18 protein-coding genes are annotated in these 19975 nt (G+C 73.4%); 9 read left to right on the top strand and 9 right to left on the bottom strand.

The genetic code is table 11. The features are described 5' to 3' along the window. Positions 1 to 229: 229 nt before the first annotated feature. Positions 230 to 2491 carry a heavy metal translocating P-type ATPase gene (locus FHS34_RS05980; RefSeq protein ID WP_225817541.1) on the top strand — a complete coding sequence of 754 codons (2262 nt, stop codon included), beginning with the start codon at positions 230 to 232 and terminating at the stop codon, positions 2489 to 2491. A 147-nt stretch (positions 2492 to 2638) separates the two neighbouring features. Here the strand turns inward: FHS34_RS05980 and FHS34_RS05975 are convergent, their stop codons facing one another. Both FHS34_RS05975 and FHS34_RS05970 read right to left on the bottom strand, forming a co-directional pair. After that, positions 2639 to 3622 (bottom strand): trypsin-like serine peptidase, encoded by a 984-nt coding sequence (locus tag FHS34_RS05975; RefSeq protein ID WP_184961890.1) that lies wholly within the window; start codon positions 3620 to 3622, stop codon positions 2639 to 2641. A gap of 184 nt (positions 3623 to 3806) precedes the next feature. Continuing rightward, positions 3807 to 4709, bottom strand: coding sequence for an endonuclease/exonuclease/phosphatase family protein (locus FHS34_RS05970; RefSeq protein WP_225817540.1), 903 nt, complete (start codon positions 4707 to 4709; stop codon positions 3807 to 3809). A 566-nt stretch (positions 4710 to 5275) separates the two neighbouring features. Between FHS34_RS05970 and FHS34_RS05965 the strand changes: the two genes are divergently transcribed. The 6 genes from FHS34_RS05965 (at position 5276) to FHS34_RS05940 (ending at position 10559) form a co-directional block, all read left to right on the top strand. Next, positions 5276 to 5881 carry a hypothetical protein gene (locus FHS34_RS05965; RefSeq protein WP_184961888.1) on the top strand — a complete coding sequence of 202 codons (606 nt, stop codon included), beginning with the start codon at positions 5276 to 5278 and terminating at the stop codon, positions 5879 to 5881. 446 nt (positions 5882 to 6327) lie between these two features. Next, positions 6328 to 6852, top strand: coding sequence for an NUDIX hydrolase (locus FHS34_RS05960; RefSeq protein WP_184961886.1), 525 nt, complete (start codon positions 6328 to 6330; stop codon positions 6850 to 6852). After that, positions 6849 to 8321: a phosphotransferase gene (locus FHS34_RS05955; RefSeq protein WP_308288301.1), complete on the top strand. Its 1473-nt coding sequence runs from the start codon at positions 6849 to 6851 to the stop codon at positions 8319 to 8321. The genes FHS34_RS05960 and FHS34_RS05955 overlap by 4 nt, the downstream gene beginning before the upstream one ends. 100 nt (positions 8322 to 8421) lie before the next feature. Then, a complete protein-coding gene (locus FHS34_RS05950; protein WP_225817539.1) occupies positions 8422 to 8928 on the top strand; it encodes an NUDIX domain-containing protein in 507 nt (168 codons plus the stop codon). 74 nt (positions 8929 to 9002) lie between these two features. Continuing rightward, complete coding sequence (locus tag FHS34_RS05945) at positions 9003 to 9770, top strand: PIG-L deacetylase family protein (RefSeq protein ID WP_184962847.1); 768 nt, start codon at positions 9003 to 9005, stop codon at positions 9768 to 9770. Positions 9771 to 9833: 63 nt separating this feature from the next. Next, complete coding sequence (locus FHS34_RS05940; RefSeq protein WP_184961884.1) at positions 9834 to 10559, top strand: dienelactone hydrolase family protein; 726 nt, start codon at positions 9834 to 9836, stop codon at positions 10557 to 10559. Positions 10560 to 10730: 171 nt separating this feature from the next. Here FHS34_RS05940 and FHS34_RS05935 read toward each other — a convergent pair whose 3' ends face one another. The 3 genes from FHS34_RS05935 to FHS34_RS05925 form a co-directional block, all read right to left on the bottom strand. Next, positions 10731 to 11699: a threo-3-hydroxy-L-aspartate ammonia-lyase gene (locus FHS34_RS05935; RefSeq protein ID WP_184961882.1), complete on the bottom strand. Its 969-nt coding sequence runs from the start codon at positions 11697 to 11699 to the stop codon at positions 10731 to 10733. Positions 11700 to 11782: 83 nt separating this feature from the next. Continuing rightward, positions 11783 to 13000, bottom strand: coding sequence for an alanine racemase (locus tag FHS34_RS05930; protein WP_184961880.1), 1218 nt, complete (start codon positions 12998 to 13000; stop codon positions 11783 to 11785). 13 nt (positions 13001 to 13013) lie between these two features. Continuing rightward, positions 13014 to 13652: a helix-turn-helix transcriptional regulator gene (locus FHS34_RS05925; RefSeq protein ID WP_184961878.1), complete on the bottom strand. Its 639-nt coding sequence runs from the start codon at positions 13650 to 13652 to the stop codon at positions 13014 to 13016. 183 nt (positions 13653 to 13835) lie between these two features. On the opposite strand from FHS34_RS05925, the gene FHS34_RS05920 reads away from it, so the two are divergent. Continuing rightward, positions 13836 to 14615, top strand: coding sequence for a thioesterase II family protein (locus tag FHS34_RS05920; RefSeq protein ID WP_184961876.1), 780 nt, complete (start codon positions 13836 to 13838; stop codon positions 14613 to 14615). Between the two features lie 112 nt (positions 14616 to 14727). On the opposite strand, the gene FHS34_RS05915 is transcribed toward FHS34_RS05920, so the two are convergent. From FHS34_RS05915 to FHS34_RS05905, 3 genes are all read right to left on the bottom strand, one after another. Further along, positions 14728 to 15228 carry a peptidylprolyl isomerase gene (locus tag FHS34_RS05915; protein WP_184961874.1) on the bottom strand — a complete coding sequence of 167 codons (501 nt, stop codon included), beginning with the start codon at positions 15226 to 15228 and terminating at the stop codon, positions 14728 to 14730. A 310-nt stretch (positions 15229 to 15538) separates the two neighbouring features. Continuing rightward, on the bottom strand, positions 15539 to 15709 hold the full coding sequence (locus tag FHS34_RS44045) for a winged helix-turn-helix transcriptional regulator (RefSeq protein WP_372478585.1): 171 nt from the start codon (positions 15707 to 15709) through the stop codon (positions 15539 to 15541). Positions 15710 to 15793: 84 nt separating this feature from the next. Further along, positions 15794 to 16867: an NAD(+)/NADH kinase gene (locus tag FHS34_RS05905; RefSeq protein WP_184961872.1), complete on the bottom strand. Its 1074-nt coding sequence runs from the start codon at positions 16865 to 16867 to the stop codon at positions 15794 to 15796. 494 nt (positions 16868 to 17361) lie between these two features. Between FHS34_RS05905 and FHS34_RS05900 the strand changes: the two genes are divergently transcribed. Then, entirely contained in the window at positions 17362 to 19059 is a 1698-nt protein-coding gene (locus FHS34_RS05900) for a sigma-70 family RNA polymerase sigma factor (protein ID WP_184961870.1), read from the top strand. Positions 19060 to 19150: 91 nt separating this feature from the next. Here the strand turns inward: FHS34_RS05900 and FHS34_RS05895 are convergent, their stop codons facing one another. Further along, positions 19151 to 19936, bottom strand: coding sequence for an AraC family transcriptional regulator (locus FHS34_RS05895; protein ID WP_184961868.1), 786 nt, complete (start codon positions 19934 to 19936; stop codon positions 19151 to 19153). Positions 19937 to 19975 lie beyond the last annotated feature (39 nt).

Genomic DNA, 19975 nt, shown 5'->3' with positions numbered 1-19975 from the left:
CGCGGCCGCGCGCCCGTGATTACCGGCCGATTCCCCGGCCCGGCGGTCACGTGAGGGCCGACTCGGCGGACAGCTCGCGCATATACCGCCCAGGGGTAGTGGCCTGATGTGGTGCGAGGGCTTGCGTCTATATACGGGTGGGGGGTATCTATGAGGTCGTCCTCGGATACCCAGGGGAGGTACCTGGAGATCCGGAGTCCGCCGCGTCCATGAGTTGCGAGGAGCAGACTTGTCCACCACCGTTTCCGGTGCCACCGAGGTCGAACTCGCCATCGGCGGCATGACCTGCGCCTCGTGCGCCGCCCGCGTCGAGAAGAAGCTCAACCGCATGGACGGCGTCGAGGCCACCGTCAACTACGCCACCGAGAAGGCCAAGGTCACCTTCCGCGAGGACATAGCCGTCGCGGATCTGATCGCCACCGTCGAGGCCACCGGCTACACCGCGCGCGAACCCGAGCCCGTCCGCACCGAGGCGGAGACCGGCACCGGCCCCGCCGGGGAGGCGGACGAGCTGCGGCCCCTGCGGCAGCGGCTGACCACCGCGGTGGTGCTCGCCGTACCGGTGATCGCGATGGCGATGGTCCCGGTGCTCCAGTTCGAGTACTGGCAATGGCTGTCGCTGACGCTGGCGGCGCCCGTGGTGACGTACGCCGCCTGGCCCTTCCACAGAGCCGCCTGGACCAACGCCCGGCACGGCGCCGCCACCATGGACACGCTGATCTCCGTCGGTACGTCGGCGGCGTTCCTCTGGTCGCTGTGGGCGCTCTTCTTCGGGACCGCCGGCACGCCCGGCATGACGCACCCCTTCGAGCTGACCATCGCCCGCGCCGACGGCGCCGGCAACATCTACCTGGAGGCCGCCGCCGGCGTGACCGCCTTCATCCTGGCCGGCCGGTACTTCGAGGCGCGCTCCAAGCGCCGGGCGGGCGCGGCCCTGAGGGCCCTGCTGGAGCTGGGCGCCAAGGAGGTCACCGTGCTGCGCGGGGACCGCGAGGAACGCGTGCCCGTCGCGGAGCTGCAGGTCGGCGACCGCTTCCTCGTCCGCCCCGGAGAGAAGATCGCCACCGACGGCAGGGTCGTCGAGGGCTCCTCCGCCGTGGACGCCTCCATGCTCACCGGCGAGTCCGTCCCGGTCGAGGTCTCCGCCGGGGACGGTGTCACCGGCGCCACCCTGAACGCCGGCGGACGGCTGGTCGTGGAGGCCACCCGGGTCGGCGCCGACACCCAGCTCGCCCGGATGGCGAGGCTGGTGGAGGACGCCCAGAACGGCAAGGCCGCCGCCCAGCGCCTCGCGGACCGGATCTCCGGGGTCTTCGTCCCCGTCGTGATCGCGCTCGCCGTCGGCACCCTGGGCTTCTGGGTGGGCAACGGCGCCGGCCTCAGCGCCGCCTTCACCGCGGCGGTCGCCGTCCTGATCATCGCCTGCCCCTGCGCCCTGGGGCTGGCCACCCCGACCGCGCTCATGGTCGGCACCGGGCGCGGCGCGCAGCTCGGCATCCTCATCAAGGGCCCCGAGGTCCTGGAGAGCACGCGCAAGGTCGACACCATCGTCCTGGACAAGACCGGCACCGTCACCACCGGCCGTATGACCCTGCTGGCCGTCCACTCCGCCGAGGGCACGGCCGAGGCGGACGTCCTGCGGCTGGCCGGCGCCCTGGAACACTCCTCCGAGCACCCGATCGCCCAGGCCGTCGCCGCCGGAGCCGCCGCCCGGGCCGGCGCGCTGCCCGTCCCGGAGGACTTCGCCAACGTCCCCGGTCTCGGTGTCCAGGGCGTCGTCGACGGTCATGCCGTCCTCGTCGGCCGGGAGCAGTTGCTCGCCGATTGGGCGATGTCCCTGCCGGCGGACCTGCGGGCCGCCAAGGCCGCCGCCGAGGAGGCCGGGCGCACGGCCATCGCCGTCGCCTGGGACGGCGAGGCCCGCGGGGTCCTCGAAGTCGCCGACGCCGTCAAGGAGACCAGCCCCGAGGCCATCCGCCGGCTGCGCGCCCTCGGTCTGACCCCCATGCTCCTGACCGGTGACAACCGGGCCGTCGCCGAGTCCGTGGCCGCCGAGATCGGTATCGAGCCCGGGCAGGTGATCGCCGAGGTGCTTCCGCAGGACAAGGTCGACGTGGTCAAGCGCCTGCAGGGGGAGGGCCGTTCGGTGGCCATGGTCGGCGACGGCGTGAACGACGCGGCGGCCCTGGCCCAGGCCGACCTGGGTCTGGCCATGGGCACGGGTACGGACGCCGCGATCGAGGCCGGAGACCTCACCCTCGTGCGCGGGGACCTGAGGGTCGCGGCGGACGCCATCCGGCTCGCCCGCAGGACCCTGGGCACCATCCGGTCGAACCTGTTCTGGGCGTTCGCCTACAACGTCGCCGCCCTTCCGCTGGCCGCGGCGGGACTGCTCAACCCGATGATCGCGGGAGCGGCCATGGCCTTCTCCTCCGTCTTCGTGGTCGGCAACAGCCTGCGCCTGCGCGGCTTCCGGGCCGTCGACGGATAGCCGGACGCGGGGAAGGACACCGTGGCACACCACCGCGGGAACGCCCGTCGAGGGCCCGGCGCTCCGGGGCCCTCGACGGACTGGCTCACGGCGAAAGGGAATCCTGTGACGGCCGGCGACCGGCGGTCACGCTGCCGGAGGTCCGGGCTACGACGTCCGGGCCTTGTCGTACAGGGCCTTGACCACGTCGCCGAAGTACGGGCCGAACATCCAGTTCGGCAGGAACGAATAGCCGAAGCTGTTCACGGAGACCTGCAGACCGGTGCCGGTGGCCTCGTCGAAGCCGGTGAACCAGGGGCCGCCGCTGGAACCGCCCGTCATGTTGCAGCCGAGGCTGTGATCCTGCGTGAACAGGAAGTCCTTGGAACTGTTGCCGCCGCAGTAGATGAGCTTCGTGCCGTCGTACGGCGCCGCGGCCGGGAAGCCGAAGGAGTACATCGGCTTGTTGTAGCCGCCGTTGAACTGGATGCCCTGCGCGCCGACGACCGAGGTGAGCGTCTTGCCGTTCAGGGGCGCCACGACCGCGGCGCCGACGTCGTAGTTGATGTCCTCGCTCGCCTCCCACTGCGGCGTCGTCAGTGTCCTCGCCGCGGTCCACTGGCCGTACGGGGCGTTGCCGTTGTTGTACGCGGGCACGAAGACCCAGTTGGTGTGCCAGCTGCCCTGGTACTTCACACAGTGCCCGGCCGTGACGACGGTGCTGGCGTTCTGGCTGGTGACGGCGTTGCCGGTGCAGGAGGCGGTGCGCCCCTGGAAGGTGAAGAACACCCGGCCCGAGGTGGTGACGACGGCTCCGCCGCCGGTCCAGGGGCCGCCCGCCTGCGGGAAGGACGCGAGGGCGGGGGTGGGGGCCACGGTGGTCGGACTCCCGTGCGGCTCGGGGGACTTGAGGGTCTTGGCCGCCTGCTCGGTCAGCAGCAGATCGAGGGGGGTGGCCCCCCGCATGCGCTCGGCGGTCCAGAAGGCGCGGGCCCGGTGCTGTTCCGTGGCCGAAGCGGTGTGGGCCGCGGCCGACGGTCCGGAAGGCGTCGCCACCGGGGCCGCCTCGGCGGCCCCGGCCTGGACGAGGCCGCCGGTGAGCAGTGCTCCGACGGCCAGCAGAATGCCCACGGCAGTGCGGTGTCGTCTCACGCAGGTCTCCTTCTGCCGTGCCCGGACCGGTCGGGACCGGGCAGGGTGGGGGGAACGAAGAACGGTGCGGACGGACGTGCGTGAGGCAGGGTGCCACGGAACCGCGAGATTGTCAGGAGCATGCAAAGGAGTTTCGGCCGGGAGGCCGGCCGCCCTTCGTGCCCCGTCTCAGTGGCTGTGGCGCTCAGCGGCGGTGGCGGCGCAGCAGAAGGTCCGCCACCACCGGGCGGTGATCGGAGGCCGCCGTCGCGGACTCGTGCGTGCGGGCGACGGTGACGTCCGGTGAGACGGCCACGACGTCGATGCGCTTGACCGGGCCGACCGCCGGGTAGGTCTTGCCGCCGTCCGGCGCGGAGTCCCGCAACGGGCCCCACAGCCTGGCCAGTTCCGGCGCGTCCGGCTCGGCGTTGAAGTCGCCGAGGAGGATCTTCGGGCCCCGGTCCTCGGCCAGCACGGCCAGCATGTCGTCGGCCTGGGCGCGCCGGACCGAGGGGTCCGCGCGGTAGTCCAGGTGGGTCGCGTACACGTGCACGAGTGTGCCGCGGGCCTTGACCGTCACCTCGGCGAAGCCCGGCGCCGGTGCCGGCACCGGGTCGGGTGTCTGCGTGGACAGCCGGGTGATCTCGTGGTTCTGCGCGTCGCGCACCGGGAAGCGGCTCAGCACCGCGACGCCGTACTGCCGCCGCGGCCCGTCCGCCGTGTCCGCGGGGAGGTCGTAGATCGGCGCGAAGAAGACCCGCATGTGCAGTCGTCCGGCCAGTTCCCGGGCCTCGTCGGTGTAGTCGCTCCGGGCGCCCCAGTGCACGTCGACCTCCTGGAGGCCGATCACGTCGGCGTCCAGATCGCGGATCGCGGCCGCTGTGCGTTCGAGGTCGAAGACGTTGTCCTGGCCGGCACCGGCGTGAATGTTGTAGGTGGCGACGCGCAGCGGCACGCGCGGGCCGTGCGGGGAAGCGGCGGCAGGCCCGGTGCCGGCCGCCCGGCCGGCCGCGTCCGCGGGCGGCGACATCGCGCCGAGCACGGCGGTGGCGGCGAGCACGGCGATGGCAGGCGCGCGGTGGGCGAGCCGTCGGTTCTTGCGGTCCACAGAACCCTCCAGGTCGAAGCGGCAAGTCGCGCGGAGCGCGGTCCCGGGGCGGCGGATCGCACGACGCCGCTCTCCCATCGGTACGAGCCGGAGCCGGGGGGAGGGGCGGTGGGTCATGCCGGCCCCACCAGCCTCAGGGCTGCCTCGGCGGGGGCTGCTCCGGGGCGGGTACGGTGACGGTCGCGGTGGCGGCGGACGCGTTTCGTCGGGACAGCACGTCGTATCAACTCCCCAGGGCGGGGGCGAGGTTGACGCGCGCAACCGTAGGGCACGCGTAGGGCCCTGGCAACGGTCCCTTGCCCCTGTCGCGGGAGGCGAACCGGCCGGGGGACCTGCGCCGTCGGTGGCGCGTCCCTGAGCGTGCCCTGGTGGACGCGTCCGGGGACCACACCGTCAGCCCGCCGGGTCCGTCTCGGTGCCGGGCCGGTCCCGCGCGGTCCGGCCGTCGGCGCTATGGGCCGCGGGCGGTGCCGAATTCACTCGGCTGAGTGGAGTCCGGCACTCGTACGAGGCATGACCGCCCGTCGGAGCGCTCCCTTCCCCATGATCCACTCGACGATGGGCGCATGTCGCTTCCCAGCCTGCGTTCCGTGGCCCGTCGCATCGTCCCCGCCGTACTGGCCGCTCAGGCCCTGCTCGTCCCCGCGCAGCCCGTCTTCGCCGCACCGCCGGCCCATGTCTGCCGGGCCGCCGCCGACTGCGGACCGGTCGTCGTGGGCCCCGTCTCCCAGGCACCCCCGGACCACGGCCCGTGCACCAGCCCGGAACCCGTGGTGTGCCAGATCCGGCGCGAGACACCGCAGGAGCGCGAGGTCGCCCGCGGACAGCGCATGCGCTACCACGATCTGCTGGCGGACATGGAGCGCACCGCGTGCGACATGCGGGCCGAAGGCCGCTCGGAGGAGGACGTCGCCCGCACCCTGGTCCAGATGCGCAACGACGCCAAGGACATCGTCCGCGCCGGCATGACCCCGGAGCAGGTCGCGGAGCTGGAGGCCCGCAACATCAAGAAGTACGGCAACCCGCTCGGCCCGACGGCGGACCAGCTGTACCTCAAGTACGGCTCCTGGGAGAAGGTCAGCGCGGCCGCCACGCGCTCGAACGAGGCCGTGGACCACGAACTCGGCCTGGAGTTCCACCACTGCTCCTGCGAGATTCTGCTGAGCGCCTGAGCGCCTGAGCGCCTGAGCGCCTGAGCGCCTGAGCGGCGGTCGGCCGTGCGCCTCCGGCGTCAACCCGTCGGTGTGGGCGCCGGGTTGTCCTGGTGGGTGAACGAGGTGGTGGTGGAAGACGGCCACTATCACGGCGGTCGGACCCTCGCGCACCGCCTCGTCACCGCATGATGCCCAGCCGACGGACCGGCTGACCGTCGAGGCGATGCGCCCCGGGGTTTCGCCGTGAGCCATGAGCCGTGAGCCGCGTTCCGAGGGAAACAGCGGCGTTTCGGCCATCCGCGTCCGGCGCGGTTCCGTTGCCGGGCAAGGGTCCATGCATCCCCCATGTTCCCGGACCCGCTCTCCACGGCGGATCGGACTCCGTCCGAAATACGTGTGTTCGATATCCCGCCGCGGTCGTTGAGCCTGACGACACCACCGGACGACCGTCGAGGGGGACCACGGTGACTTGGGCCGGACAGGAGCAGCGGAAGGAACGCGGCCCGGCGACGGGCGGGATCCCGGACGTGGAACGGGAAGTGTTCGGCGGCGGGACGCTGCCGCATGTGATCGGGGTGCACCTGTATCTGGAGGACGACCAGGGGCGGGTCCTGCTCGGGCTGCGGCATCCCGACAGCGCCTACGCCGGCCGGACATGGCACTTCCTCGCGGGGCACTGCGAACGGGAGCCGGCGCTCGGGTGCCTGGTCCGGGAGGCCCGCGAGGAGGCCGGTCTGGTCATCGACCCGGCCGACGCGGAGTACGTGCACGCCGTGCACCTCGTCGACGGTCCCGGCTCGCCGCCGCGCATGCAGCTGGTGTTCCGCGTCCGCCGCTGGCAGGGCGTGCCGGAGCTGCGCGAGCCGGACAAGTGCCTCGCCTGGCAGTGGTGGCGGCCGGAGAAGCTGCCGGAACCGATCGTCCCCTACACCCGGGCCGCCGTCGACGGGATCCGCGCCGGCCGGCTCTACACCGAGATGGGCTGGTGAGGGAGTTGACCTCCGCCGGGACGCCGGCGACCCGCACCGCCCGTGAGCGGCACCGGGAGCCTCTGGACGTCCACCTGATCCTGAGAAGAGAGACCGCCGGCGGACCCGAGGTACTGATGACACGCCGGGCCGGCGCGGTCTACGCCGCCGGACTCTGGCACCTGCCGTCCGGGCACCTGGACGGCCCACACGAGGACGTCGTCACCGCGCTGCTCCGCGAGGCCCGTGAGGAGACCGGCGTCGTCATCGATCCCGCCGACGTCCGGGCCGCCGTCACCGTGCACCACCGCGGACCCGGCGGGCGTTCCCGGACCGGGTACTTCTTCGAGGTCCGGCGGTGGCGGGGCGATCCGCGGATCGCGGAGCCGGAGGTGTGCGACGCGATGGACTGGGTCCGCCTCGACTCCCTTCCCGCCGGGACGGTGGCCTACTGCAGGGCGGGGCTCGACGCGTACACGTCCGGGGCCCGGCTCGCGGTGCACTTCCAGCGGCCGCGCGACGAGATCGCCTACGATCCCGCCACCGACAGACTCCGCATCGTCCCGGGCGCCGACGGCGACCCGCCGTCCCGGGTACCGGAACCCGACGTCAGGGAGTTCGCCGAGCGTGCGGTGGGACGGATCAGCCGCTGGACGGACGTCGGGTGGGCGCGTGCGGGCAGCCGGGTCTGGCGGGCTCGCGGCACGCACGGGGGAACCTGGTACGTGAAGGTCCACCAGAACGACCGCGTCCACGCCAGGGAGGTCCGGGCGTACCGCACGTGGGCGCTGTCGCTGGGCTCCGCCGCGCCCCGGCTGGTGGCACCCGACGACAGACTCCGGGCCGTGGTGGTCACGGCGGTGCCGGGCCGGCCACTGTACGGGGCGGTCCTCTCGCCCGCGGAAGGGCGCACGGTGTTCCGCACGCTCGGCGCGCTGGCCCGGCGCATCCACGACAGCGCACCGGCACGTCCCGCGCCCACCGCAACCGATCCCACCGCGGCCGGTCCCGTCGAGACGCGGGCCGACCGTCGGCTGGCGGCCGCGCGACCCCATCTGCGGCCGGGGGACGAGGAGTTCGTCCGCGAACTGCTGGAGCGGGCCACGACGCTGCCGCCGCCGGAGTGGGTCGAGACCCATGGCGACTTCCAGCTCCGCAACCTCCTGCGCGCCGACGACGGTTCCGTGGCCGTGATCGACTTCGAGCGCAGTGAACCCGGCCCCGCGACACGGGACCTGGTCCGGCTCGACGACGCGTGGACCGGGCGCCCCGACCTCTCCGAGGCATTCTTCGACGGATACGGCAGACAGCCGACCGAGGCCGAAGCGGAACGTCTGACGGCCGACTCCGCGCTGGACGCCCTCTCCGGAATCGGATTCGGCACCGCCCACGGCGACCCCGAGCTGGTCGAACGCGGCCGCCGCACCCTGGCCCGGCTGCGCGCCGCCGCTGGAGGACCGTGGCCGTGGCGTCCTGGAGGCGGCCGATGAGCGACGGATCTCCCGCGGGACCGCCGGGGGCCGCCACCGGCCCGGCCACGCGGCGCACGACCCGGCTCCCGTACCGGAGCCGGCAGGGAAAGGAGACGACGTGAGCCGGACCTGGCTGCCGCCCGAGCAGTACGCCGAGCAACTGATGAAGGCGACGGGATTCGCCTGCATCCACTTCACCGACGAGCAGGACCGGCCCGTCCAGCTGCACGCACCGTACAACCCCTCGCACCCGTGGCAGATGGCCGGCGGCACCATGGAGCCCGGCGAGCGGCCCTGGCAGACGGCAGTGCGCGAGTGCCGTGAGGAAACCGGTATCACCGTCACCGGGCCGCCCCGGCTGCTGGCCGCGGTCTACGGACTGCCCGGCGACGCATGGCCGTACAGCACCATGGGCATGATCTTCGACGGGGGCCGTCTCGACGAGGCGCGGATCCGGGGGATCACCCTGGACCCGGAGGAGCACGACGAGATCCGTGTGCTGTGCCTGGAGGACTGGCGGCCGTTGATGCCGGTCCAGGACTTCGCGCGGCTGACAGCGGTGACCGAGGCCCGCCGGACGGGCACGGCCGGGTACTTCGACACCTGGGACTGGGGTGAGCTGTGAGCACGTACCCGGTCCCCGACCGCACCGCGACCGCGACCCGCCGGGAGTTCGCCGAGGCACCTCGGCAGGAATCCGTGCCGCCCGGCCTGCTCGCCGTGTTCGCCCACCCGGACGACGAGGCGCTGGTCGCCGGCGGTGTCCTCGCCCAGCACGCCGCCGAGGGCGCCCGTACGGCCGTCGTCACGGCCACCTGGGCCCCCGGCACACCGCGCGCCGGTGAACTCGCCGACGCCCTGACGGCCCTCGGAGTCCGCGAGCCACTGCGCCTGCTCGGGTACGCCGACCACCGTGTCCCCGACTCGGCCCCCGGCCGGTCCCGGTGGTGCGACGTGCCGGTCGACGAGGCCGTCGGACACCTCGTCGCCCACATCAGGGAGGTCCGGCCCGAGATCGTCGTCACCCATGACGCCTACGGTCAGCTGACCGGGCATCCCGATCACCGGCACACGCATCGGATGACCCTGCTCGCGGTGACCGCCGCCGCTCTCGGGCAGCTGTACCCCGAGGCCGGTGAGCCATGGCAGCCCGGCGCCCTCTACCTGGCGACCCACCCGCACTCCGGCGCGGCCGAACTGGGTGAACTTCTGGACGGAGTCGGCAAGTCGGTGCTGAGCGTGCCGGACACACACGTCACCGCCACCGTGGATGTCCGGCCGTGGGCGGACCGGAAGTGGGCCGCGATCACGGCCCACCGCAGCGAGGCGGAACGTGAGCGCGCGCTGCCCGGGATCCTCGCCCGCCTCCCGGAGGAGACCCGGAACCGGATCATCGGAACCGAGTACTACACCCGCGTCACCTTCGCCCCCGGCACCCCGGGCGGCTTGCGCCGGCTGACGGTCTGAGCCGTTCTGCCTGCGGCGTAACGCCGGGCCGGCCCGACGCGACGATCACTACAGTCCGGTCTCATGACGACGGTCACCACGCGCACGGTCGAGTACCCCGCCGACGGACTGACGATGATCGGGCACCTCGCGCTCCCGGCCGGTGCCGGCCGCCGGCCCGCGGTGCTGCTCGGGCCGGAGGGCTTGGGGCTGAGCGACGTCGAGCGGCGCCGGGCCGACGCGCTCGCCGAGCTGGGGTACGTGGCGCTGGCCTTCGACCTCCACGGCGGGCGCTGTCTGCGCGACCCCGAGGAGATGCTGGCCCGTTGTATGCCGCTGCTCGCCGACCCCGACCGGATGCGGGGCATCGGCCACGCGGCGCTGGACGTGTTGCGCGCCGAACCGCGGACCGACCCCGACCGGATCGCCGCCGTCGGCTACGGCACCGGGGGCGCCATCGGGCTGGAACTCGGGCGCGACGGCGTCGACCTGCGCGCGATCGCGACGGTCAACGCACTGACCACGGGCCGACCGGGCGAGGCGTCGCGCATCCGCTGCCCGGTGTGGGCCGGGGTCGGGTCGGAGGACCCGATCATGCCGCCCGCGCAACGGGACGCGTTCACGGCCGAGATGCAGGCCGCGGGCGTCGACTGGCGCCTCGTGGTCTACGGCGGAGCCCTGCACGCCTTCCACCACCCGCCGGTCGACCACACCGTGCGTCCCGGCGTCGGCCACCACCCACGGCACGCGCGGCGAGCCTGGCGCGACATCATCGACCTGCTCGCCGAGTGCGTGCCCGTGCCGGAGTGACGGAGTGAGCGAGGGAGGGAGTGATCTGCCGGTACCCGCCTCCCGGGCCGGTGACGGCCGCACACCTTCCGGGCTGGTGACGGCCGCACACCTCCCGGGCTGGTGACGGCCGCACACCTACCGGGCCGATGACGGCCGTACTCCTCCCCGGCCGGGACGGCCACCGGCTGCTCAGCCGGTGACGAGTGAGGTGAAGCGGTCGACGTCGATGTTGCCGCCGGACGCGATGACGCCGATCCGCCGCGGCGGGTTGTCGACGCGCCCGGCGAGGAGCGCGGCCAGGGGCGTGGCCCCGCTGGGTTCCAGAACGATCTTCAGGCGTTCGAAGGCGAACCGCATCGCGGTGACGATCTCGGCGTCGCTGACCAGGGCGATGGAGTCGACCAGGCGCCGGTTCACGGTGAAGGTGATCTCGCCGGGCGTGTCCAGAGCCTGGCCGTCGGCGATGGTGCGGGGGACCGGGACGGTGACGCGTGCGCCGCTCTCCAGGGAGCGCTTGGTGTCGTCGCCCGCCTCGGGCTCGACGCCGATGACACGGATGCCGGGGTGCAGTGCCGTGGCCGCGGTGGCGCTTCCCGCGATGAGACCGCCTCCGCCCACGGGCACCAGCAGGGCGTCCAACGGTCCGGTCTCCTGGAGGAGTTCGAGGGCGGCGGTGCCCTGACCGGCGATGACGTGCGGGTGGTCGTAGGGCGGGATCAGGGCCAGGCCGCGGTCCTCGGCCAGCGCGTGGCCGAGCGCGGTGCGGTCCTCGGTGTAGCGGTCGTAGGTGACGATCTCCGCGCCGTATCCGGCGGTCGCCTCCATCTTGGAGCGGGGAGCGTCCTCGGGCATCAGGATGACGGCGCTGGTGCCCAGTTCGCGGGCGGCCAGCGCGGTGGCCTGCGCGTGGTTGCCGGAGGAGTAGGCGGCGACGCCCTTCGCCAGCTGGTCCGGGGGGAGTTGGGCGACGGCGTTGTAGGCGCCGCGGAACTTGAAGGCGCCGATCCGCTGGAAGTTCTCGGCCTTGATGAACACCTCGGCCCCGACGAGGGAGTTCAGGGTGCGGGAGGTGAGGACGGGGGTCCGGTGGGCGATGCCCTCGAGGCGGGCGGCAGCCTCGCGGACATCGGCGAAGGAGACGGGCGGTTCGGCGGCCATGGGCTGTCCTTCGAGTGGTGGGTCGGATGCCGGCTGTCGTGCCGGATCGGCTGCCGGCTGGGGCGGGCGTGAAGGGCGGGCGGTCACCAGCCGCTGACGCGGGGCCAGTACGACTCGACGGCGGGCGCGGCCACCTCGCCCCGGCTGCCGTCGATGACGTGGTAGCCGTGGTGCTGGGCGGCGGTGGCGCAGGCGTGGTTGGGCAGGACGCGCAGGCGGGTGCCGATGGGCAGGTCGGGCAGGACGGCGCCGTCCCGGGCGGTGAGGGTGCCGTGTTCCTGGCTCGCGGCGGTCATCACCAGCCCGGGGATCAGGGCGCCGGACAGGTCGGCGACCAGGCCGTAGCCCTGGTCCTGCGCCTGCGCGGCGGTGCCCCGGTCGCGGGACATGGCCATCCAGCCGCCGTCGGTGACGATCCACCCGTACTCGGGGCGGTGGCCGATGACGGTGACCACGACCGACAGGGCGAGGTCGTCCAGGTCGCAGACGCCGAGGCCGGCCATCACGAGGTCGAAGAAGACGTAGTTGCCCGCGCGGAGTTCGGTGACTCCGGTGAGGTCGTCAGCGGCGTGGGCGGTGGGGGTGGAGCCTACGCTGACCGTGGCCACGGGCAGACCGGCCGCCCGGAGCCGCCCGGCCGCGGCGACGGCGGCGTCGCGTTCGTTCCGCGCCGCCTCACGCTGTTCCTCGGCGGTGTGGCGGAAGTACGACTCGCCGGCGTGGGTCAGCACGCCGTCCAGGCAGCCGGCTTCGTGCAGGACGCGGCCGATTCCGGTGAGCCCGGGAGCGTCGGGCCGGAGGCCGCCGCGGTGTCCGTCGCAGTCGATCTCGATCAGGGTGGGAAGGACGGTGCCGGACTCCCGCGCGGCCGCGGCGACGAACGCCGCCTGCTCGGTGCTGTCCAGCAGGACGCGCAGGGTGACGCCGCGGCGCGACAAGGCGATCGCACGCGGGAGCTTGCGGGGTTCGATGCCGACGGCGTAGGTGATGTCGCGGTGCCCCGCGTCGGCGAACGCCTCGGCCTCGGCGAGGGTGGAGACGGTGACGGGGCCGGGGGAGCCGTCGTGCAGGAGGGCGGCCGCGTCGGGGCTCTTGGCCGTCTTCACATGGGGGCGCAGGGCGACCTTGAGGCGGTCCGCCCGGTCCCGCAGGCGCGCGATGTTGCGCCGTGTCCTGTGGGCGTCGACGACGGCGAACGGGGTGTCGGGGTCGGCCAGGGTCCTGGCGGCGGGGACGGAGCGAGTGGGCGAGGGGGTGGAACCGGCACGGGCGGCAGGGGCCGGGGAGGGAGCGGTGCTCATGGGCGAGTGACCTTCACTTCGCGTAGTTGTAGACCGTCGCCCGGGACACGCCGAGCAGGTCCGCGATGGTCTGGGCGGCGTCGCGGGAGTCGAAGTAGCCGTCGCGCTGCAGCTGTCGTACGAGTGCCTTCTTGTCCTCGCGGCTCAGCGAGCGGGGCGCGGCGGCGCGCTCGGCGGCCCGGGCCTCGACCGCTTCGCGCAGCTCGCGCGCGGTGCGGTCCCGCAGGGTCTCCAGGGGCTGGTCGCGGTGCTCGGTGTCCGTGGCCACCAGGTTGGACAGGGCGAGGGTCACCGGGGACAGCACGGACACGTCGAGGTTCAGGCACAGTGCCGCGACGTACTCGCCGGCGGCGTTCTTGATGCCGATGGAGGTGCTCTTCGCCGGGCGGCCGTCGGGGAACCGGTTGGGGTAGTTCTGGATGACGCTCGGGTACTCCGGGTCGGCGATGCGCGCCAGCCCCAACTCCGTCGCCGGATCGCCGACCTGGCGGCCCGACAGGTTGTTCTCGATCGCGCGGATCGCGTGGTCCGGGTTCCGCAGGTCGTGCAGCACCACCTCGCACAGGCCGGGGAACATGCGGCCGAGTGCCACGGTGATCTTCTCGGCCTCCCGGACGAGGTGCTCGTCCGCACCGTCCGCGGCGTGATCCATGGCACTCCTCCCCTCAGCCGTCGACATGCGGTCTATATCTGGACTAGGAGTCTAAGTCGTCTGTGGTTCCGTGTCCACCGAGGGACGTTGCGGTGACCGGCGGTCCGTCAGCCGGGTGGCCCCTGCATCCACTACGTTCTGGAGAGGCACGTTTCAGGACAGCACGTTCATCGAGGGGGACACATGGTCGACCGGTCCGGTGCGGGGCACTCGTCCTGGCTGCGCGGTTTCCACGAGTCGAAGCCGGATGCGCCACGGCTGCTCTGCCTGCCGCACGGCGGCGGCTCCGCGAGCTTCTACTTCGGCCTCTCCAAGGCGCTGTCGCCCGCGCTGGACGTGCGGGCGGCGCAGTATCCCGGCCGTCAGGACCGCAGCGAGGAACCCCCGGCGGAATCCGTCCAGGAGCTCGCGCAGGGTGTGTTCCACGCGCTGGGCGAGCTGGACGAGAGGCCCCTGGCCCTGTTCGGGCACAGCATGGGGGCCATGGTCGGCTTCGAACTGGCCCGGCTCCTGGAAAACGCCGGGCGTCCCTGCGCGGTGCTCTTCCTGTCCGGGCGCCGCGGCCCGTCCGTCGAGCGGTTCGAGAACCTCCACCAGGGCAGCGACGCGCAGCTGATCGAGGAGGTCGTCAAGCTCGACGGCACCGACGCCGCCCTGCTCCGGGACGAGGAACTGCTGGGGATGATCCTGCCCATGCTGCGGGCCGACTACCGCGCGGTGGAGACCTACCGGCCCACCCCGGGGCCCCGGTTGCGCAGCCCCTTCGTCGTGCTCACGGGCGACACCGACCCCCGCGTGACCCCCGAGGAGGCCCGGACCTGGTCCCAGGAGACCGACGGCTCCTTCGAGCTCCACGTGTATCCCGGGGCCCACTTCTACCTGGTGCCGCAGCGGCAGGCCGTACAGCACCGGATCGAGGCCACCCTCCGGCGGCTCGCTCCCGGCGGCGGGGCGGCGGCCTGAATCCGGCCGCGCGGGGCCCGGCACGCAAAGCCGCCGGACCGGGCGGTGCGACGCGGGCGGGCGAAGTGACGCGGGCGGCACCGGTGGACCGGTGCCGCCCCGCCGGAGTGCGTCAGCCCAGAACCTTGGCGGACTCGATGACCACGGACTCGGTGGGGACGTCCGAGTGGCCGTGACGGCTGCCGGTCTTGATCCCCTTGATGGAGTCGACGACATCCTGGCCCTCGGTGACCCGGCCGAACACGGCGTAGCCCCAGCCGTTCGGGTTCTTCCCCGAGAAGTTCAGGAAGGCGTTGTCCGAAACGTTGATGAAGAACTGGGCGGTCGCGGAGTGCGGGTCGCCCGTCCGGGCCATCGCCACGGTGTAGTTGTTGTTCTTCAGCCCGTTGTCGGCCTCATTCTGGATCGGCGCCCGGGTGGGCTTCTGGTCCATGTCCGGGGTGAAACCGCCGCCCTGGATCATAAAGCCGTTAATTACCCGGTGAAAAATCGTGCCGTCGTAGTGGCCGCTGCGCACGTACGTGAGGAAGTTCTCGACGGTCTTGGGCGCCTCGGCGTCGTTGAGTTCCAGCACGATGCGGCCGAAGTTGGTGTTCAGCTCGACTGTCGACATCCAAATCTCCTTATTCCGGTGGGGCTTGCCCACGTTACGGTACGGCCCTGACGGCCGTTCCCCGGTGCGATCGAGGACCACGCCGATCCGACGGCTCAAGCGCACCAAGGAATATACGACCACAGGGCACACACCCGACGCTGCGGCGCCCCGGGCTTCGAACGGCCATCCGGGTCATGGCCGACTCGCGGAAGCGGCCGGCGGAGCCATTTCGACGGCATTCCCGGGACGCTCCGGGCGCCCCCTCAGCCCACCGGTTCCGGGCCGTGAGCGACGGCGAGGCCGGCACGGGGAGCAGACCACGGCCCTGTTAGGTGAGCAGGTACTCGTGGCGGGGCGGGTGGTCCTGGTAGCGGCGGCGCTCCAGGACCTGATGGCCGGTCAGCGTATGCAGCAGTTCGGCGAGGACCTTGCCGACCCGGCCGCCACCGACCCGCGCGTCCAGGGCGTCCGGCGCTTCACGGCACTCATGGCCGGGCACCCGCGGCTGACCGCCACCACCCTGCAGACCGTCGGCGCCAGGGGCTACGACGGCTTCACCCTCGCGCCGGCACCGGCTGAGCCCTCAGGACGGCCGGGACGCGTCGCGCGGCATCGGTGGCAGCGCCAGATGAGCCAGGTCGGCCGGCCGTGGCGTGGTCACCGGCCACAGCGGGGCGGCCTCCCCGTCGGCGAGCGCGGCGGGCGCGTCGGTGAGGTTCATACGCTCCCGCAGCCGCCCGTAGAAGTCCGTCGGGCCGAGCCGGACCGCCTTCAGCCGGCGCGGGGCGGCGTACACCCCGATCCAGTCCCCGGGGCTGAGCACCCCGCGCAGCTGGCCGTCGACGCTGACCGCGGCCCGGCCCGACCGCTGGAGCACCCGCAGCGCGACGGGCTCGTCCGGCGCGGCCACCACCGAGCGGTTGAACACCATGTGCGGTGCCACCGGGGTGAACACCAGGCCCTCCGCGCGCGGCGAGACCACCGGGCCGCCCGCGGCGAAGCTGTACGCCGTGGAGCCCGTCGGCGTGGCCACCAGCAGGGCGTCGGCCGAGTAGCAGGCCAGGAGCCGGCCCGCCAGATACACCGCGACCGACACCTGCCGGTCCCGGGCCAGCTTCTCCACGACCACGTCGTTCAGCGCGGTGACGTTCAGCGCGACACCCCAGTCGTTGCCCGCCACGCACTCGGACCGCACCCGGGGCGGGGGCAGCATCGGCCCGCGGCCGTACCGCAGCAGCGCCTCCATCTGCGCGGGCACCTCCAGCCGGCAGGAGGCCCGCAGGGTGAGCAGCATCCGGCTCTCGACCTCGATCCGCTCCTCCTGTACGGCGTCCAGCGCCTCACGCACCGCCGTGGCCGGGACCTCCGTCAGGAAGCCGACCCGGCCGAGGTCGACTCCGAGCACCAGGGCGTCGTTCTCGGCCGCCACCCGGGCACCGCGCAGGAACGTGCCGTCGCCGCCCAGGGTGACGATGAGGTCCGGGTCGCCCGCGCTGTCGACCTCCTCCCGGGCGCTGTGCCGCGCGCCCTCCTGCCACACGTCGATGTCCGTGCAGCCCACCGCGTGCTCGTCACACCACGCGCGCACGACCCGCGCGGCGGCCACCGCCTCGGCGCGCCCGCCGTGCACGACCAGGCCGACACGGTTCACCGTCATACCCGCACACCCGCCTCCCAGTCACCTGCTGCCGAGCGCCATCCTCGCCGCGGACCGCACCGGCCCGGCGCACGCCACGCCGCCGGAGACCGAGGCGGGCACCCTCGGCCCGGAGCGGCCCGCCCCGAGTGCCCGGGCCCGGTCCGGCCCACCCCCCGTGTGCGCGTCCGGACCTGAACTCGACGCCACCGTGCCACAGCGGACGCCCAGGGGACCCCGGCGCCCTGTTCGTGCCGTTGACACCGGCACCGCGCCGGTCGTCGCGGGACACGAGGAGCCGTACGTCGACCGGTTCCTGGATCGCGGCAACCACACCGGCGCACCGGGCTCGGTCGGTCGCTCGCCCGGTGTGATCTCCGCCCTTGCGGCCGTCGCACCGCTCCTGTGAGCTTCCCTCTCGAAAGATTTTCCGAAGAACTGTTATCGGCACCGTGCCGGGCGGTCTCCCAGGTAACGGACAGCATCGTTCGGGCGTCGAGGACAGGGAAGTTCTGATGAGGACACAGCACACGGTGGACACGGCGGCACTGGTGAACGCCGCCCGGGCGGGGGACCCGGCGGCCCAGGACGCCCTGGTCAGCGCCTACCTCCCGCTGGTCTACAACATCGTGGGGCGCGCCCTGAACGGTTCGGTCGACGTCGACGACGTGGTCCAGGAGACCATGCTCCGGGCCCTGGGCTCGCTCGGCGACCTGCGGACCCCGGAGAGCTTTCGCTCCTGGCTCGTGGCCATCGCGATGAACCGGGTGCGGGCGCACTGGCAGGACCGGCAGGTCGCCCCGGACGCCGTGGACGAGGCCGCCGATGTCGCCGACCCCGGCGCCGACTTCGTGGACCTGACCATCGTCCGGCTCCAGCTGTCCGGCCAGCGCCAGGAGACCGCGCGCGCCACCCGCTGGCTGGAACCGGAGGACCGGGAGGTGCTCTCGCTGTGGTGGCTGGAGTGCGCCGGTGAACTGACCCGGGCCGAAGTCGCCACGGCCCTGGGGGTCTCGCCGCAGCACACCGCCGTACGGGTGCAGCGGATGAAGGCGCGGCTGGAGGCGGCCCGCGTGGTGGTACGGGCGCTGGACACCCGGCCCCCCTGCGAGGAACTGCGCGGTGTGCTGGCCGCGTGGGACGGCCTGCCCTCCGCCCTGTGGCGCAAGCGGATAGCCCGGCACGCCCGCGACTGCGTGCGCTGCGGCGGTCTGTGGAGCGGTCTGCTGCCGGCGGAGGGTCTGCTGGCCGGGCTGGCGCTCGTCGGGGTGTCCTCGGCGCTGCTCGCGACGACCCGGTCCGCCGTGACCGGCACGACCGCGGCCGGCTCGGCGGTCCCGCTCCCGGCGGACATGGAAACCGCCCACCTGGCCGCGGACATGGGCGCCGGGGGACCGGGCACGGGCAAAGGCGGCCCGGACGCCACGACGGGACAGGTCGGGCTGCGCGCCTCGCGCCGGCGTACGACCGCTCGCGACGAGGCGCGGCGACGGCGGCGGCTCCGGCGCCGGACCGTCGGCGGCGCCGTGGTGGCGGCCTGCGTGGCGGGCGGCGGCCTCTGGTACCTCGGCCCCGGCTCCGGACCGGAGACCAGGGAGGCGACCGCGGCGCCCGCCGCCAACGCCCCCGTCGTGGACCTCGTGGAACCCAGCGCCTCCGCGACCTCGTCGTCGCCCTCCGCCTCCGCGTCGCCTTCCCCGTCGCACTCGAAGAAGCCGGCCCCGTCCAAGAGCCCCCGGCCCGCGAAGAAGACCGGCACGCCGCAGGCGCAGCAGACGGTGCGCGTCACCCCGCGGGTCACCCCCACCCAGCAGGCACAGCCGGCGCCCACGGGCACGGTGGCGCAGGTGGTCGCGCTGGTGAACAAGGAGCGGGCCGCGGCCGGATGCGGTGCGGTCAGCGAGGACCCGCAACTGGACAAGGCCGCCCAGGGGCTCTCCGACGACATGGCCGCCCGCGGCTTCTTCGACCACACGGACCCGGACGGCAACGGCCCCGGCGAGCGCATCACCGCGGCGGGCTACCGCTGGTCCACGTACGGCGAGAACATCGCCCGGGGCCAGCAGACCCCGCAGTCGGTGATGGACTCCTGGATGAACAGCCCCGGCCACCGCGCCAACATCCTCAACTGCTCGTTCAAGAACATCGGCGTGGGCGTCCACAACGGCTCGGGCGGCCCCTGGTGGACCCAGGACTTCGGCGCCAAGCTCTGAACCGCCGCCAGTACCGGACCCTCGGCGCCGCCGTGGCCGGGCCGTCACAGCGGTCGTCCGGCCGGGCCTGTACGGCCGTAGGGCCGGGCTCTCACCGCCGTCCCGGCCCGCCGGTGTGGGCGTCGTGAGCTCGTGCCTGCTCCGGACCGCTGCCCGGCGTGTGCCCGAACGCGCGCCGGAAGACATCGATGAACGCGCTGGCCGAGGACCAGCCGCACCGGTGCGCCACGGCCGTCACCGGTGTCCGGTCGGCGAGCAGGACCAGCGCGTGGTGCAGCCGCAGCTGGGTACGCCACTGCGGGAACGTCATACCGAGGTCGCGGCGGAACAGCCGGGAGAGGGTACGGTCGCTCGCCCCGACCACCCGGCCCAGCTCCGCCAGGGTGCGGCCGTCGGCCGGATCGGCGCGCAGGAGGTCGCACAGCGCGCGCAGCACGGGGGACGCGGGCGTCGGCAGGTGCAGCGGCTGCTGCGGCGAGGCGCGCAGCTGGTCGAGCAACACCGCGCGCAGCCGCGCCCGTTCGGGACTGCCGTCCTGCGGGGCACGGGTGTGGGCGACGATCAGTTCGCGCAGCAGCGGGCTCACGGCGAGCACGGTCGGCGCGTCCAGGCCGAGCGGATTCTCGGTCACGGGCAGTCCCACCAGGTGCAGTTCGAGCGCGCCGTGGGCCTGGTGGGCGTGGACGGTGCCGGCCGGCACCCAGATGGCGCGGGTGGCCGGGGCGACCCAGGAACCCGCGTCGGTCGTGACGGCCAGCACGCCCCGGCCTGCGTACACGATCTGGTGGCCGTCGTGCCGGTGGGCGTCTATCGCCGCGCCGGAGTCCAGCCGTCGGGTGCGGGTGGGGGCCACCGGCTCATGGCGGATCTGCGTCATCACCTGGCAGTTTATCGAAAGCGCGACAGGCCGTCCGGG

This window comes from Streptomyces echinatus, from assembly GCF_014203595.1.
GTDB lineage: Bacteria > Actinomycetota > Actinomycetes > Streptomycetales > Streptomycetaceae > Streptomyces > Streptomyces echinatus.
This window is presented reverse-complemented; position numbering and strand designations above follow the sequence as displayed.

What these genes read in the sequence shown, in the direction of transcription:
- FHS34_RS05965 (WP_184961888.1), top strand. Translation starts at nt 5,276, where the DNA reads ATGTCGCTTCCCAGCCTGCGTTCCGTGGCCCGTCGCATCGTCCCCGCC.
- FHS34_RS05940 (WP_184961884.1), top strand. Translation starts at nt 9,834, where the DNA reads ATGACGACGGTCACCACGCGCACGGTCGAGTACCCCGCCGACGGACTG.
- FHS34_RS05935 (WP_184961882.1), bottom strand. Translation starts at nt 11,699, where the DNA reads ATGGCCGCCGAACCGCCCGTCTCCTTCGCCGATGTCCGCGAGGCTGCC.
- FHS34_RS05930 (WP_184961880.1), bottom strand. Translation starts at nt 13,000, where the DNA reads ATGAGCACCGCTCCCTCCCCGGCCCCTGCCGCCCGTGCCGGTTCCACC.
- FHS34_RS05925 (WP_184961878.1), bottom strand. Translation starts at nt 13,652, where the DNA reads ATGGATCACGCCGCGGACGGTGCGGACGAGCACCTCGTCCGGGAGGCC.
- FHS34_RS05920 (WP_184961876.1), top strand. Translation starts at nt 13,836, where the DNA reads ATGGTCGACCGGTCCGGTGCGGGGCACTCGTCCTGGCTGCGCGGTTTC.
- FHS34_RS05915 (WP_184961874.1), bottom strand. Translation starts at nt 15,228, where the DNA reads ATGTCGACAGTCGAGCTGAACACCAACTTCGGCCGCATCGTGCTGGAA.
- FHS34_RS05905 (WP_184961872.1), bottom strand. Translation starts at nt 16,867, where the DNA reads ATGACGGTGAACCGTGTCGGCCTGGTCGTGCACGGCGGGCGCGCCGAG.
- FHS34_RS05900 (WP_184961870.1), top strand. Translation starts at nt 17,362, where the DNA reads ATGAGGACACAGCACACGGTGGACACGGCGGCACTGGTGAACGCCGCC.
- FHS34_RS05895 (WP_184961868.1), bottom strand. Translation starts at nt 19,936, where the DNA reads ATGACGCAGATCCGCCATGAGCCGGTGGCCCCCACCCGCACCCGACGG.